Source organism: Methylotenera versatilis 301 (genome assembly GCF_000093025.1).
In the GTDB taxonomy this organism is placed as follows: Bacteria; Pseudomonadota; Gammaproteobacteria; order Burkholderiales; family Methylophilaceae; genus Methylotenera; species Methylotenera versatilis.
The window spans coordinates 54,128-70,159 of the sequence record NC_014207.1 but is presented as its reverse complement, the minus strand read 5'-3'; the positions used below and the strand labels follow the sequence as shown (position 1 = coordinate 70,159).

General features: G+C 44.2%; 14 protein-coding genes. 11 read left to right on the top strand and 3 right to left on the bottom strand.

Features of this window, described 5'->3' with window-relative positions:
- Window positions 1-21 precede the first annotated feature (21 nt).
- Together pgaC and pgaD are read left to right on the top strand one after the other, a co-directional pair.
- Window positions 22-1,293: a poly-beta-1,6-N-acetyl-D-glucosamine synthase gene (gene pgaC / locus M301_RS00235; RefSeq protein ID WP_013146753.1), complete on the top strand. Its 1,272-nt coding sequence runs from the start codon at window positions 22-24 to the stop codon at window positions 1,291-1,293.
- A complete protein-coding gene (gene pgaD / locus M301_RS00230; RefSeq protein WP_013146752.1) occupies window positions 1,290-1,742 on the top strand; it encodes a poly-beta-1,6-N-acetyl-D-glucosamine biosynthesis protein PgaD in 453 nt (150 codons plus the stop codon). Before pgaC ends, pgaD begins: the two co-directional genes overlap by 4 nt.
- Window positions 1,743-1,985: 243 nt before the next feature.
- On the opposite strand, the gene M301_RS00225 is transcribed toward pgaD, so the two are convergent.
- Complete coding sequence (locus M301_RS00225) at window positions 1,986-2,513, bottom strand: type 1 glutamine amidotransferase domain-containing protein (RefSeq protein ID WP_013146750.1); 528 nt, start codon at window positions 2,511-2,513, stop codon at window positions 1,986-1,988.
- Window positions 2,514-2,856: 343 nt separating this feature from the next.
- Between M301_RS00225 and M301_RS00220 the strand changes: the two genes are divergently transcribed.
- From M301_RS00220 to M301_RS00205, 4 genes are all read left to right on the top strand, one after another.
- Complete coding sequence (locus M301_RS00220) at window positions 2,857-4,209, top strand: cytochrome C (RefSeq protein ID WP_148218559.1); 1,353 nt, start codon at window positions 2,857-2,859, stop codon at window positions 4,207-4,209.
- Between the two features lie 17 nt (window positions 4,210-4,226).
- On the top strand, window positions 4,227-4,607 hold the full coding sequence (locus M301_RS00215) for a c-type cytochrome (RefSeq protein WP_013146748.1): 381 nt from the start codon (window positions 4,227-4,229) through the stop codon (window positions 4,605-4,607).
- Window positions 4,608-4,683: 76 nt separating this feature from the next.
- Entirely contained in the window at window positions 4,684-5,208 is a 525-nt protein-coding gene (locus M301_RS00210) for a hypothetical protein (RefSeq protein WP_013146747.1), read from the top strand.
- A 320-nt stretch (window positions 5,209-5,528) separates the two neighbouring features.
- Window positions 5,529-5,693 (top strand): rubredoxin, encoded by a 165-nt coding sequence (locus M301_RS00205; protein WP_013146746.1) that lies wholly within the window; start codon window positions 5,529-5,531, stop codon window positions 5,691-5,693.
- A gap of 46 nt (window positions 5,694-5,739) precedes the next feature.
- On the opposite strand, the gene M301_RS00200 is transcribed toward M301_RS00205, so the two are convergent.
- Window positions 5,740-6,594 carry a transglutaminase family protein gene (locus M301_RS00200; protein WP_013146745.1) on the bottom strand — a complete coding sequence of 285 codons (855 nt, stop codon included), beginning with the start codon at window positions 6,592-6,594 and terminating at the stop codon, window positions 5,740-5,742.
- Window positions 6,595-6,615: 21 nt separating this feature from the next.
- Complete coding sequence (locus M301_RS00195; RefSeq protein WP_013146744.1) at window positions 6,616-7,413, bottom strand: transglutaminase domain-containing protein; 798 nt, start codon at window positions 7,411-7,413, stop codon at window positions 6,616-6,618.
- 369 nt (window positions 7,414-7,782) lie between these two features.
- On the opposite strand from M301_RS00195, the gene M301_RS00190 reads away from it, so the two are divergent.
- The 5 genes from M301_RS00190 to M301_RS00170 all read left to right on the top strand — a co-directional run bounded on the left by M301_RS00190 (window position 7,783) and on the right by M301_RS00170 (window position 15,818).
- On the top strand, window positions 7,783-9,222 hold the full coding sequence (locus tag M301_RS00190) for a circularly permuted type 2 ATP-grasp protein (RefSeq protein ID WP_013146743.1): 1,440 nt from the start codon (window positions 7,783-7,785) through the stop codon (window positions 9,220-9,222).
- Window positions 9,216-10,208: an alpha-E domain-containing protein gene (locus M301_RS00185; protein WP_049769990.1), complete on the top strand. Its 993-nt coding sequence runs from the start codon at window positions 9,216-9,218 to the stop codon at window positions 10,206-10,208. Before M301_RS00190 ends, M301_RS00185 begins: the two co-directional genes overlap by 7 nt.
- Before the next feature lie 70 nt (window positions 10,209-10,278).
- Window positions 10,279-11,106, top strand: a complete 828-nt coding sequence (locus M301_RS00180) for a transglutaminase family protein (protein WP_013146741.1) — start codon at window positions 10,279-10,281, stop codon at window positions 11,104-11,106.
- 62 nt (window positions 11,107-11,168) lie between these two features.
- Window positions 11,169-12,401: a hypothetical protein gene (locus M301_RS00175; RefSeq protein WP_013146740.1), complete on the top strand. Its 1,233-nt coding sequence runs from the start codon at window positions 11,169-11,171 to the stop codon at window positions 12,399-12,401.
- A gap of 51 nt (window positions 12,402-12,452) precedes the next feature.
- Entirely contained in the window at window positions 12,453-15,818 is a 3,366-nt protein-coding gene (locus tag M301_RS00170) for a transglutaminase family protein (RefSeq protein WP_013146739.1), read from the top strand.
- Window positions 15,819-16,032: the final 214 nt, after the last annotated feature.

The window sequence follows — 16,032 nt, the reverse complement described above, 5'->3', positions numbered from 1 at the left end:
AATTTAAGGAAAAAACTTAAGATGTGGTACCAAGATATACTCGATTGGTTATTAGGCTTTGCCTTCTATTATCCCTTGTTTATGGCCTACTTATGGATGGCCGGAGCACTCTATTTTTATTTTAGTAAAGAACAAAACGAGCCGCTATATAACGCCCCCCCAGTACTGCCCGAGTACCCGCATGTAAGTGTATTGGTACCCTGCTTTAACGAAGGCGATAACGCTTACGAAACTATAGGCGCATTACTTCAGCTGAACTATCCGCACTACGACATTATTGCCATTAATGATGGCAGCAGCGACAACACTGCGGACATCATTAATGACATTGCATCTAAGCACGCCAAGGTTAAAGCCGTTCAATTAGCCAGCAATCAGGGTAAAGCAATGGCGTTAACTATGGGTGCGATGTTGTCATCCAGCGAGTACCTCGTTTGTATAGATGGCGATGCAGTACTTGATCCAAACTGTATTACATGGATGGTGCGGCATTTTATCTCCAGTTCAAGAGTGGGTGCTGTGACAGGCAACCCAAGAATCCGTAATCGCTCCACGATGCTTGGTAAATTACAAGTGGGTGAGTTCTCATCAGTGATTGGGCTCATTAAGCGTGCGCAACGCGTTTATGGTCGGGTGTTTACTGTTTCTGGCGTAGTGGCAGCATTCCGCAAATCTGCATTACATGAAGTGGGCTACTGGAGCACCAACATGGTGACTGAAGATATTGATATCAGCTGGAAGATGCAGACTAATTATTATGATGTTCGATACGAACCCAATGCACTTTGTTGGATACTCATGCCAGAAACGCTTAAAGGGCTATGGAAGCAACGTGTGCGTTGGGCGCAGGGTGGCGCGGAAGTCTTACTTAAATTCAAGAATATATTTTTAAATGTTAAAAAACGTCGCATGTGGCCTGTCTATGCTGAGTTAGTCGTCAGTATTATTTGGGCATACGTGATGTGTGCCATCTTTTTGTTATGGGGGCTGGGGAAGTTTGTTGACTTACCTTCATCTCTTTATATCAAGACGATTATCCCGGAATGGAACGGCGTGCTACTTGCGATGACATGCTTATTGCAATTCGCATTAAGCCTATTTATCGATAGCCGTTATGAGCCAAAAATCCGTCGTTACTATTACTGGATGATATGGTATCCAATGCTGTTCTGGTTACTCTCAGCAGCGACTACCATTGTTGGCCTGCCAGCTGCACTAATCAAAGATCGTAATAAACGCGCCACCTGGACCAGTCCAGACCGTGGCATCCATCAGAATAGGACTAATCCATGAGTAAATCATTAATTATAGAAAAACCAGAACTACAATCACACGCGCATCGATTTGGATGGAGCTCAATTACACTTTTTTTCTGGGGGCTATATATATACTTATGGTTACCATTTATCACGCTTCTAGCTTGGTGGATAGGCGTGAAGCTGTTCCACTTACAAATTGTTGAGCTACATGGATATGCTGGAGTAATTGGTAAACTAGGCTTATATTCGGCGATAGTTGTAATACTCAGTGTCACGCTTATTGGATGGGCAAACATCGAACGATTCCGGTTTAAAGATTCAGCAAGGCGTGTTGATAACACACCAGTCTCTGTAAGAGAAATAGCGAAACTATTTAAACTGCAAGAAAACCAGTTAATACAGCTAAGACAAAAGCAGTCGGTGATTGTACGTTTTTCTGACAAAGGCCATTTGACTGAAGTTGCTGAATACATCCATCATTAGATTTTAATCTCGAGTGAAGCATATAGTGCTCAAAAAATAGGAAAGAATTTGTAATCACTGAAAAGTATTGGGGGTAGGCTGCAGCAAGATAAATATGATTTTATACTCGCTGTGCCACACAAAAATTCGAAAGATTGTTAGTCCCCCCTTCAACGATTAAAACACGGTACTCAGCACCCTTGTGACGATGCTTCACTGCTTCCTGATCCAATGTACGCTCTCGTATCATGACGACATAAGCACTCATGGTCGAACACTTTCACTGATTAAAAGTAAGAGCTGTCTAGCCGCCTCTGCAGAAGAGGCAGGATTTTGCCCAGTAATAAGATTACCGTCCTTGACAACATAAGATGCCCAATCAGAAGCGCTAGAATACTGCCCGCCCCTACTGATAAGTTCGTCTTCTACTAGGAACGGTACAATTTCTAATAATCCAACAGCAGCTTCCTCCGAATTTTTGAAGCCAGTCACTTTCTTGCCCTTTACTACTGGTGTGCCATCTGGATTTTTTACATGCCTTAAAACACCAGGCGCGTGGCACACCAGTGCTACAGGTTTATTGCTTGCTAATGCGCTGGCTAGTAAGTCGATTGAGCTTTTATCCTCAGCCAGATCCCATAATGGTCCATGACCGCCTGGATAAAATACCGCATCGAAATCGTCAAGACTTATCGATTGCAGAGATAAGGTGCTGGCAAGTGCAGATTGCGCTTCTGAGGCAGTTTCCAATGTATGCTGGCGGACATCAAGGTTGTTATTTTCAGTATGCATGTAAGCACTTTGTCAACTAGTAGACCAGTTGTCTACTAGTTTTTTATCAAGATATAAATTTTTTATTATCAAGAGTTAAAAATCCATTTAATTTAGGGCATCAGATATATAGTAAATGGCTCCACTGCGCGCCAAGATTTCCAACTAAGTAAGACTGCAATTTGCAGTTATTTTAGCTACAAAATCATATTTTAAACTCTAGTGACGGCATTAATATATAAGAAGCACGCACATAAAACTAAGGTGTTAACTGTATTGCTAGAATTTTGTATTGGCATTTGAATAGCATGTAAAAATATTGTTTTCTAAAGATAATGCGTTCCAAAAATTAAAATTGGAGAATATGATGAAATTTCGAATATTAGCGCCATTATTAAAAACTTTTTTTATTATCAACTTGGTTGCATTCAGCGCCTATACACATGCTGTACCAAGCTTTGCAAGGCAAACAGGCCTAGAATGTGCTGCTTGTCATGTGGGTGCTTTTGGTCCGCAGCTCACTCCTCATGGTATGCATTTTAAACTAGGTGGTTATACCGAGACGGATGGTAAAGAAGGCAAAATACCTGTAGCCGCCATGCTGGTAGAGGGCTTTACTCATACCAATAAAAGCCTGACGGAAGATGCTCAACCACATTTCGGTAAAAACGATAACCTATCACTGCAAGAGTTATCCATATTTCTAGCAGGCAGAATGACAGATCATATTGGTACCTTTATACAAGTGACAGGTAATGATTTTGATCAAAGATTTGGCATGGACAATATGGATATTCGATTTGCGGATTCAAAACCGATTTCAGGCAAGAACTTAACTTACGGTATATCAATTAACAACAATCCAACAATTCAAGACCCATTCAATACCTTGAGTGGATGGATATTTCCATATATGGCCTCTGAGCTAGCACCTGGCCCAGAAGCTTCACCGTTCATTAATGGCGCATTAGAGCAGCAGGTAATTGGCGTCAGTGCTTACGGATTCTATGACGATCATTTTTATGCTGAATTGGGTGGATATAAAACGCTATCAAGAAGCATCAGAAATAAATTGAATGTTGGTGAAGATGGCAGACTTGATGGTATTGCACCATATTGGCGCTTAACTTACTTCAACGATATGACTGAACAGAATTTCCGTGTAGGTTTATTTGGTATGTCATCAAGGCTTCAGCCTGAATTTATGAGTGGTCCAACGGACAACTATCGAGATATCGGTGTGGATGCGGCTTATCAATATATGGGCACTAAGGAACATATTTTTACCATAAGCACTAGCTATATCAACGAACGCAGGACTTTAAATAATGCTTTCGACGGAGGTGGTGCAAGTCATTTACATGGCACGCTCAAACGTTTTGATTTAGCTGGCAGCTATACCTACAAAAACACTTATGGCGTCACTGCAGCGGTTTTTGATATTCGTGGAAATCAGGATGATACTTTGTATAACAACGGTGAGGCAGACTCTGGCAGCATCAACGGCTCGCCAAATAGCCGCGGCTATATTCTTCAAGCCGACTGGACCCCTTGGGGTAAAGAAAATTCTTGGGGAGCCCCTTTTGCTAATATGCGTTTAGGCATTCAATACACGGGTTATACCAAATTTAATGGCGCTAAAAATGATTATGATGGCTTGGGTCGAGACGCAAAGGACAACAACACAACATTTATATTTGCCTGGTTTGCGATTTAAAAAATGGACATGTAAAAATGAAAAGTTATACGTTACTATTTTTAAGCTTTCAGGTTGTCGAAGCCATCATTAATGTCCAGACAGCCTATGCTGGTGATGCCGCAAATGGTATGCGTGTATTTAACACGTACTGTTCAGACTGCCACAGTATTACAGAGGGCAAAAATAAAATTGGTCCCTCACTTTGGAATGTCGTGGGAAGAAAGCCTGCCAGCATTAGCGACTTTAACTATTCAGATGCTATGCGTAAGAATGACATAATATGGACAGAAGATAGAATCTCTACTTATATTACAAACCCCCAGGGATTGCTGCCAGGGGTGAAAATGGCTTTTCCGGGGCTAAAAGACCCGCAAAAATGTGCTGATGTCATACAGTTTTTATCACAGCAGCACTGATATTAAATTATCTTAATATCAGCCTCAAAAAAAACATACGAACTCGTTTTTACTTACAGGTCTAAAGGAGAGTAAAGTGAACCGCAGATTATATTTTATACTACCGGACACTGCGAGTGCACATGCAATGATGAACGATTTGCTGCTAGCTCGTCTTAATGGCGACCGCATCCACTTTCTTGCCAGACCCGGTACGCCGATGGGTGATTTGCCAGATGCGACTATTTCCGAACGCACCGATCTCATCGATGGCTGGGAAATAGGCATGGGTTTGGGTGCCCTGCTGGGATTTTTTCTAGGCTTGATAGCCATCTCAATACCCACTTGGTGGTATACAAAACCAGTATCCATTACCACCACACTGCTGATCTGCACTTTGATAGGGTTTCTAGGTGGTGGATTTTGGACAGCTGTAGTTGCCACTACGATTCCTAATGCCCAGCTCAAACCATTTGAAGAGTCTATCGCCAATGGCAAAGTATTGATGATGACACTTGTACCCTTTCACCGAGTTAATGAAATTCGAGAGTTAGTGTCAAAAAAACATCCTGAGGCTACCTACAGAGGCACTTGGCCTACGGATCATGTTATTTTCCCTTAACCATAGAAAACAATCAGTACTTCATTGCCGAAACGTAAACGAAAAAGCCACAGCCCTGCAGAGCTTTTAGTATTTGTCTCCTTAAATTTGGTTATAATTAATTGCTGTAAATAGTTGCAAACTCCATGTTTTAGCCGCAAGCTATAAATCAACACGATTAACATTTAACTAAAATCTTCTTCAAACTTCAAATATACAAAAATTTAAAAAGACCATTAACAGTTTTATTTGAAATGTTTCTTGTAAGGCTTTAAGCTAGCACACGACAAAATAGTAAGCTTTTAATTTGAAAGCTTTTGAGCTTAATTAATGGAAAAATCATGAGAATGTGGCAATGTGTAGTATGCGGTTTAGTATATGAAGAAGAAAAAGGCTGGCCTGAAGATGGTATTGCACCTGGCACGGCATGGGAAGACGTACCTGCTGAGTGGACATGCCCTGAATGCGGTGTTTCTAAAGCAGAATTTGAAATGGTTGAATTTTAAGTAGCTAACCAGCTGGCAATGCCAGCTCAATAGTTAGCTTGTTCAGCTATGGCAACAAATTCACCTGCACATTCACAATCATCGTAGTCGCCATCAAGCCCAGCCCAGTAAAGCTGCCAGAAATTGGTGGAACCGATTCTGGGTTGCGCGCAACAGCGACAGCAATATGGCGATTACCTGTGAGCTCGCCTGAAGTCGGGTCAAATCCTTTCCAGCCAGTGCCTGGCAAATAGACTTCAGCCCATGCATGAGTCGTTGCATTGCCAGCCTCTGTGGCTGGCGCATGTAAATAACCACTGACAAAGCGGCTCGCTAACCCTAAACAACGACAAGCCTCAATGAAAAGCGTCGCGTAATCTCGACAAGATCCGCTGCGCTGCGACAGTGTTTGCGAAGGTGATTGCACCCCCGCCTCTTCTCGCATTTGGTAGCGGAAATTTTGGCTAATATTCTGATTTAAATGCATCAGCAAGCTAAAGTTTTGCATGCCGAATAGGTTTTGTTGTTGCAGCCAAGTATTGACAACAGCTTGGTCATTATAAAAACTGGCTTGTTGAAAAATAGCCAAATCCGCTTGCTCGTCTAATGCGTAGGTAAATGGATATTGAGCGGCGTAGCTTTCTAACATAAAGTCAAAAGGCGCTTGTTCGTAATGTTGAATAACAACCTCACTAGCAATAGTGAGCTTATTGGACTGCTCCAGAAAATTGACGATGGCCAGCGAGTTATCAAACACATCACGTTGCCATTTAATATTGTAAGCGGGCGTGATTTCTAACTTTGATGACTCAATGCGTACATCATGCCCCTCTCTTGGGCGCAATAACAACTTATGCTGATTCAACATTACCTGAGCTGGGAATGTGTATTCAGTCAGATGTTTGATGCGTAATCTTTGCATGGCTTTTGAATTGAATAACGTTTAGTTTGGTGCCGCATCTAACATCTCAACACTCACCGACATGGCTTGTGGATATAAAGCGGGGCCAAATTGATTAAATATCGCAACATCAGCAGCATCGCGTCCATAAGCCACGGTGACACGGCCACCTATAGGATGCGGTTGTGTCGGATCAAAGGTATACCATCGCCCGCCCACGTAAGCCTCAAACCATGCATGAAAATCCATAGGCTGTAGTCCGTGTAGATAACCCACCACCATGCGCGCAGGAATACACAACCCTCGACATAGTGCGATGCCCAAATGCGCCAACTCACGGCATACACCCTCGCGCTGCTGGTTAACCTCTACCGCAGATAACTGAAAGTGAATGGAGTCTGAATTAAATTGAATATTGTCACGTATCCAAGCCACAATGGTCGCGACTTGATCATAACCAGGTGTCACGCCAGCCACGAGTTCCTGACCGAGGTCGATAAATCGATCCGATTCGCAATAGCGCGTAGGCAGCAAATAGGTAAGCACATCATCAGGTAAATTTTGTACCTCATCAAAAGGTGCACCTGCGCAAACATCGATGTTGTCTGCTGTCATAATATCAGCGGATGTACGAATAGAAAATTCACCTGGCGGTGCGATCAGCCGCTGGCAAAGATTGCCGTAATTATCTGTATACTCAACCACTGGCACACTAGGGTTAAGCGTATAAGATTCGCGCGCAATCCATTGATTGATGCCACTGCGCGGCCGAAGCATAAGAATAAACGGGGTTGCAATGGCCACGTCAAAAGTAATATCACATCGAGTACGAAGCCACACAGTTGTTTTCCTTTAATGATTCATGCAAGCGCGACGGAAGTCACACTTTTACAGCTATACTGCCTAGAAGATACAGCAATTACTATACCAACGCCTAGTAAATAAATAAGCTGGCTTTGATTAAAGTAATTTGAGTCTATTATTGCCTATAGGCGTTTTTTGTAACCATTCACTATTAGCATTAACGCACTAACTAAATACCTTACCAATTTCTAATGCACCAAAATAGCGCGCCAAACAAATTAGACTTTATAAATTAAATCTTTTACGTTCAACATTTAAACTGCAATAAGCCTGAAAGCCGCATTAAATATACATTCCTGTTACTTTAACCGTAGTTGGCACGCGCCTTGCAAGTAGGACTTTACTATGGCTTCTATTGATTATAAAAATAAACTGCTCACTGCATTTGATGAATCTGTAGATTCAAAAAAAAGTGTTAGACAGGTTTACGCACCTTATGCTGACTGGTTAGCTGGCAAAGACTTTTCTCAACTTGCACAAAAATCTCGCGATGCAGAACTACTGTTTCGACGAGTCGGTATCACTTTCGCAGTCTATGGCGAGGAAGAAGGTGCCGAGCGCTTGATTCCGTTTGACGTAATTCCGCGAATTTTAGCTGCAAGTGAATGGGGAAAGCTGTCAGATGGCGCTTGCCAACGTGTGCGTGCACTCAATATGTTTTTGAATGACATCTATCACGGGCAGGACATTATCAAAGCTGGCATCATGCCAGAGAGCATACTGACTAACGAAATGTATAGGCCGGAGATGCAAGGGGTAGATGTACCGGGCGGCGTTTATGCGCATATCGCCGGTATTGATATTGTGCGCACCGAAGCTGATACATTTTATGTGCTAGAAGATAACTTACGAACGCCTTCTGGTGTTTCATACATGCTGGAAGACCGTCGCATGATGATGCGATTATTCCCCGAACTCTTCAGACAATACCCAATTTCGCCTGTTGAACATTACCCGCAACTCCTGCTAGAAAACCTACGCGCCGTCGCACCGCGTGGCACAACAAGTGACCCTACAGTAGTACTCATGACACCGGGCGCCTACAACAGTGCTTACTTTGAGCATGCTTTTCTTGCGCAACAAATGGGCATTGAACTGGTTGAAGGTCGCGACATGTTTGTGAAAGACAATGCTGTATTTATGCGCACCACCGAAGGGCCTAAAAAGATTGATGTAATTTATCGTCGTATTGACGATGACTTTATTGACCCATTGGCATTCAGGCAAGATTCCATGTTAGGTGTGCCAGGGCTGGTTTCAGTCTATCGCAATGGCGGCGTAGCTCTAGCGAACGCCATTGGTACAGGCGTGGCAGATGACAAGGCAACCTACACTTACGTGCCTGACATGATTAAATTCTATTTGGGTGAGGAGCCAATATTGTCAAATGTGCCCACCTATAAACTCAGCAAAGAAGATGACAGAAAATATGTGTTAGATAATCTCGCTGAATTGGTTGTGAAAGAAGTACAAGGCTCTGGCGGCTACGGCATGCTGGTAGGCCCGACCTCAAGCAAAGCGCAGATTGAAGAATTTAGATTACGTATTTTGGCGAATCCAGATAATTACATTGCCCAGCCTACACTGGCGCTTTCTACTTGCCCAACAATGGTTGAACAAGGGGTTGCACCACGTCATGTAGACCTTCGCCCTTATGTATTAACAGGTAAAACAACCTCAGTAGTGCCAGGCGCATTGTGCCGTGTGGCCATGAATGAAGGGTCTTTAGTGGTGAACTCATCGCAAGGTGGCGGCACTAAAGATACATGGGTGCTGCAATGCTAAGCCGTACCGCTGATCACCTCTACTGGATGGCACGTTATATTGAACGTGCAGAAAATATGGCACGTATGCTGGATGTGACATATCGCATGTCGCTAGTACAAAACGCCGCACAAAGTGAGGCTGCGCTTTGGGTGCCGTTGCTACATATCTCTGACACCGTAGAAGATTTTCATAAAGCCTATGATGAAGTCACTGCGCATAATGTGATTTACTACATTGCAATGGATAGCCGCAATTTGTCGAGCATTTACAATTGCCTGCGTGCAGCGCGCGAGAACGCCCATGCGGTGCGAGTGGCGATGTCTTCTGAAATGTGGGAGAACATCAATAGCTTGTGGCTAGAATTTCAGCAAATGGACAAAAAGCTGATTTTAGACAGTGGCTTGTCTGAGTTTTGTGATTGGGTTAAATCACGTTCGCATCTGTTCCGTGGCGTGACTTACGGCACGATGTTGCGCGATGATGGATTCCGCTTCACGCGATTAGGTGGATTTATCGAGCGCGCAGACGATATGGCACGCTTACTTGATGTGAAATATCACCTTTTGTTACCTTCAGCGAGCGATGTAGGTGGCGCAGTAGATTATTACGAATGGAGCGCACTGTTACGTTCTGCCAGCGCTTATGAAGCATATTTAAAAGTCTATCGTGATGCAGTAATGCCGTTACGCGTGGCCGAGTTGCTAGTTTTACGTCACGACATGCCGCGCTCACTTCACGCGTGTATGGATGAACTGACAACGATACTCGACCAACTGACGGGTGATGCTGGTCGTGAATGTAAACGCCTAGCCGGTGAAATGCACTCAACATTACATTATGGACGTATTGAAGACATTTACAGAGGTGGATTGCACGAGTTTTTAGAAGCATTCCTCAGACAAAACAATCGCTTGGGTGTTGAGATTCAGCGTACTTACCTGAATGCGCCAATCATCAACGAACCGGAAAAGTCTAATGTTGGTGAGGTACAAAGCCAAGGCTAAGTATTTACCAAGATATATTAAGGGTTAAGTATTAACAGTAAAGATTAATCATTCAAGTGGGAGAATCGCGATGAAATTTAACATTGAACACCATACCCGCTTCGCATTCAACAAGCCTATCGGGTACACCATACAACAGTTGCGCCTCACGCCACAAGATGGTTTTGGTCAGCGCGTGAGCAACTGGCAGGTGAAAGTAAGCGGTATATCATCCACACAACTTGATACTTTCGGCAATACCACCCACACTCTGGTGATGGATACACCACATCAAGAAATTATGATTAGCGCCACAGGTGAAGTAGAAACTGATATTGATTGGTCTACTGATTTACTAGCAAAAGATAAAACAAAGCATGACGATTTGGCGCTGCCAATCTACCTGAGAAATACTGCACTCACCGAGGCCAATGAACAGCTTATACAATTCGCACAAGAAGTTACATCGAAACACCAAGCCATCAATCAAGATTTGCTAACAGCACTGATGAATAGTATCTCGCAAACCGTTATCTTGGATAAAACAACGGCCGAGAATCAACAATCAGCAATCGCTACCCTAGCCGCAGGTAAAGCACTGAGTCAAGGCATGACGCATCTTTTTATTAGTTGCTGCAGAGCTTTAAAAATACCCGCACGATTTGTACATGGCTATTGTTTTAACCCGACAACTAAGCAACTTGAAAACCATAGTTGGGCAGATGCTTGGCTAGTTGGCAGTGGTTGGCAAAGTTTTGATGTGGCCAATAATGCACCGTCAAATGGCATCCATATACGATTGGCTACCGGCTTAGACTATCGCGATGCATGCCCGATTAGCAGCGTGATGCACGATATTAGCAACGAAAAAATGTCGGTAGATTTTAAAGTACATGAAATGTCGCAAATGCAGCAATAACCGCATCAGTCTTTCCATTTCTACCCAATAGTCACAGATATATTTACATTTCGGATGTCCTAATGAACTCATTGCAACACCAACGTCATGGCGACAAGGTCAATTCACCTTGGTTTGAAGAATTTCTACCTAAGCTATTGGAAGATAGAGATCGCATCGGCTTGACTGATATGGTGCATGAAATTGATGCCATGATGATTACCGTTGAGCCAGGCTGCTCGGTGGCTTACATCAGCGAATTAGCTTTGATGACGCCATATCATTATTTAGTCACGCTAGAATCAGAATCACATTGGACGCATGTGCTGCGTATCGATATGAACTCGCCAGATGTAATTGTACGAGAAGTACGCGACCCCAATACACACGGTATCTTTCGAAGTTTAAATGAGGTTTACCCAATAGGCGCGCATAAGCCCAACTCACGTTATATGGGCGAGATATTTCGCGTGACCAATCAGCATGAAGTGGTTGAACTACAAAAAGCGCGAGAGATTCGCTTTTTCAATCAAGATCAAATTCGCAAATTAGAGCTGCCGGGCAATATGTCTATCGTCAAACCATCGCCCTACACGCACAATATTGTGGGGTATTGGGAACGGCCAGTAGGCGATATTCGCATTTACGCACTTGGCGTGAGTGTGATTCATGAAGATGTGAATCGTGGCTATCTTGAAGCCAAAGAAACGCAAGCAAAGCTAGGTTTAGATAAGCTCATTTTACCAATTGACCACCTAGCGACCCGAATTTACAGCCAAAATCGTGAAGTGGCTATACTTGAATATCTCACGCTTTCCAGCTATTACTACTGGGGTTCATACGACATTGCGAGCCAGAGCTCTTCGACCAATGTCACCAAAAGTGCGCACTACAATAATGAACAAAAAAGCCCTGCAAAGGTTTTCACTGCGGCTAATCATCCATATTTCGTCAATCACTTGGTTGGCTTGCCCTCACCTACTGAAAATTTTGTACGCAACTATGGTCCGCGTTTGCACCACATTGCACTGGGCGTGGCAGATGGCGAAACCAATGGTCAGATTAACATTGACTACGTGGTGGATGCGATTAGAGAAAAAGGCAAAGACTTCTTATTAGATGTGATTGGCTCACGTGAAGAAGGCCTTAAACAGATTTTCTCTAGCGCCTCAGAACACTCTTCGCTCATCATTGAATATGTGCAACGCTTTGGCGATTTTGATGGCTTCTTCACCAAACAGAATGTAGCTGAACTGACTGAAGCGGCTGGCGTTGAAGAGAATTTACGTTTACTACAAGCTGAAAGCTCAAGCTAGTTTTGCGAGTTAGAAACACAACGATGACGACTCTAAAAAGGTAACAAACTAATGACTATTCGAGTCGCGCTCCACCATAAAACGGCCTATCACTACGATAACCCTGTACAACTTGCACCGCATGTTTTCCGCCTACGCCCAGCGGCGCATTCGCGCACGCCTGTCAGTGCTTACTCACTTAAAATCAAACCTGAGAACCACTTTATCAGCTGGCAGCAAGATCCCTTCGGCAATTATTTGGCGCGTGTAGTGTTTCCAGAGAAATCTACCGAACTATCAATAGAAGTCGATTTGATTGCAGAAATGACGGTGATTAATCCTTTCGATTTCTTTTTAGAGGAATACGCAGAAAATTACCCGTTTGCTTACCCAGAGCAGTTGCTTAAAGAGCTTGCGCCTTATCTTGAAGTGCGTGAGCACGGACCTTTACTAAAAGCCTGGTTGGCGGAAATTGATGTTGGTAAAAAAGCCATCGTAGATTTTTTGGTGTACTTAAATCAGCGCGTCAATCAAACGATTAATTACTCCATTCGTATGGAAGTTGGCGTTCAAACTTGTGAAGAAACCCTAGATAAAAAGCTAGGTTCTTGTCGTGATTCTGCTTGGTTGCTAGTGCAAGCCTTGCGCCACATGGGCTTAGCAGCTCGATTCGTTTCAGGTTACTTAGTGCAGCTCACTGCTGATGTGAAATCTTTGGATGGTCCATCAGGTACCGAAGTAGACTTTACTGACTTGCATGCATGGGCTGAAGTGTACATCCCCGGCGCTGGCTGGATAGGCTTAGATGCGACCTCTGGCTTACTTGCTGGTGAAGGTCATATTCCACTCGCTTGCACGGCTGATTATGTCAGCGCGGCGCCAGTGACTGGTGGTTATACAGGTCAGGCCAATATCGAATTTAGTTTTAGCAACAACGTCACTCGCATTCATGAAGACCCGCGCGTGACCAAACCCTATAGCGAAGAACAATGGGTCGAAATTAACGCGCTTGGTCAAAAAATAGATACGGAGTTAGAAGCTGGCGATGTGCGCTTAACCATGGGTGGCGAGCCAACTTTTATCTCTATCGATAATATGGATGCGCCAGAATGGAATATTGATGCGGATGGCGTGGAAAAACGTAAGCTAGCAGGCGAGTTAGTCAGACGCTTGCGTGATAGCTTTGCACCGGGCGGCCTGCTGTATTTTGGTCAAGGTAAATGGTACCCAGGTGAACCACTACCACGCTGGCAACTCGCCTGTTTTTGGCGTAAAGATGGCAAGCCAGTTTGGCGTAACCCTCAGCTATTAGCCGATGAAAACAAAGATTATGGTTTTAATCGCGAACACGCTGACACCTTTATTCGCGACCTTTCAAAACGACTAGGCCTCAAAGGTAGCCACATTTGTGCAGGCTACGAAGACCCGCTTTATTATTTATTAGCAGAAGGCCTACTACCGAATAACCTGAATCCGCTTAAATCAGACCTCAAAGATGATTTAGAGCGTAAGCGCCTAACAAAGGTGATCACGGGCGATTTAGGTATGCCTGTTGGCTATCTACTTCCATTGCATTGGAGTTATCAGCGCAATGCATGGAGCAGCAGCGCATGGGAATTCAGGCGCGGCGAGATGTTTCTTGCACCGGGCGATTCAGCCATGGGTTTGCGCTTACCTTTAAACTCGCTGCCTTGGATTGCTTTTGAAGACCGCGATCATGAACACGAGCGTAGCCTGTATGAGGCTGTAGAGCCATTAGCGGATATTGACTCTGAAGTGAGCCGTCGTTATAGCAAATTCACCAAAGAGAATACGCATAGCAACGAGATGGGGATGGTTGATGATGAAGGTGATATTGAAGAGTCTGCTCCAACTGACCCAGAATTCACACCACATACTGCGCTATGCGTGGAAACCAGAGGCGGACGCTTACATGTTTTTCTACCGCCAACCAATACGCTAGAGCATTATTTAGACATTATTGCCTCGATTGAAGCGACAGCCAGCACATTGAAAATGCCAGTGGTAATTGAAGGTTATCAACCGCCTCACGATTTACGCCTAACACGCTTACCTGTCACGCCAGACCCTGGTGTGATTGAAGTCAACATTCACCCAGCCGCCAGTTGGGATGCTTTGGTGCACAACACCACAACGCTCTATGAGCAAGCACGCTTAACCAGATTAGGTTCTGAGAAATTCATGCTCGATGGTCGCCATACTGGCACTGGTGGTGGCAATCACGTTACCTTAGGTGGCATTACGCCAGCTGATAGTCCGATTTTGCGACGCCCTGATTTGTTGCGTAGTTTGATCACTTATTGGCAGCACCACCCTTCTTTATCTTACTTATTTTCAGGCTTGTTTATTGGCCCAACCAGCCAAGCACCGCGCGTGGATGAAGCACGTAATGACAGCTTGTACGAACTAGAAATCGCCTTCCAACAAATGCCTGATGGCGAAGTGCCGACTCCGTGGTTGGTAGACCGCTTACTGCGCAATCTGCTAGTCGATATGACAGGTAATACACACCGCAGTGAATTCTGTATTGATAAACTTTATGCCCCTGGCTCAGATACTGGTCGCCTAGGTTTACTAGAATTACGCGCCTTCGAAATGCCGCCACATGCGCAAATGAGCTTAGTGCAAATGCTGCTGCTACGGACTTTGGTCGCACGTTTCTGGAAAGAGCCGTACAAAAAACCATTGGTACGCTGGGGCACACAATTGCACGACCGCTTCATGCTGCCGCACTTTATCGCACGCGATATTGAAGATGTCGCGCAAGATTTGCAAGCCGCGGGCTATGCGTTTTCTACAGACTGGTTTGCGCCGTTTATTGAATTCCGCTTTCCACGTTGCGGTACCTTAGAAATTCAAGACTTACAACTAGAACTTAGAACCGCAATTGAGCCTTGGCATGTATTAGGCGAGGAAATCACTAGCGGCGGCACGGCAAGATATGTCGACTCTTCCGTTGAGCGCTTGCAAGTCAAGCTCACAGGTATCACAGGTGAACGTTATGCGATTACCTGTAACGGTCGTCGCTTGCCGTTACGTGACACGGGTACGCAAGGTGAAATGGTCGCAGGTGTACGTTACCGCGCTTGGAACCCGCCTTCTGCATTGCACCCAAGTATAGGTGTACAAGCGCCGTTGATATTCGATGTGATAGATACATGGAATGGGCGTTCTGTTGGTGGTTGTACTTACCATGTCACACATCCGGGTGGCCGTAACTACGACACCTTGCCAGTCAATGCTTATGAAGCTGAAGGCCGCCGTGTGAGCCGATTTACGGTACTTGAGCATACACCGGGTAATATTAAATCACCCAAGAAATCAGTTAATAAAGCAGTAAAGTTGATGGAACCTCCAACTGAATTAAACAATCGCGAGTATCCGTTTACCTTAGATTTAAGGTGGCATGCGAATTAACTGGAGTTAAGTTTGAAGCTTATCAACGAAGGTGTTTGTAAGTGACTTATCTTACAAACACCTTCGTTCCGTCATTCTCGCGGAGGCGGGAATCCAGTTAGGTAGCTGACTCGCCTAGATTCCCGCCTTCGCGGGAATGACGAGAGCGTAAGTTTTAATAGAAATAGTAGTGTTTTAAATCATGTAATCCATTGAACATATTTGGTTTGAGGAA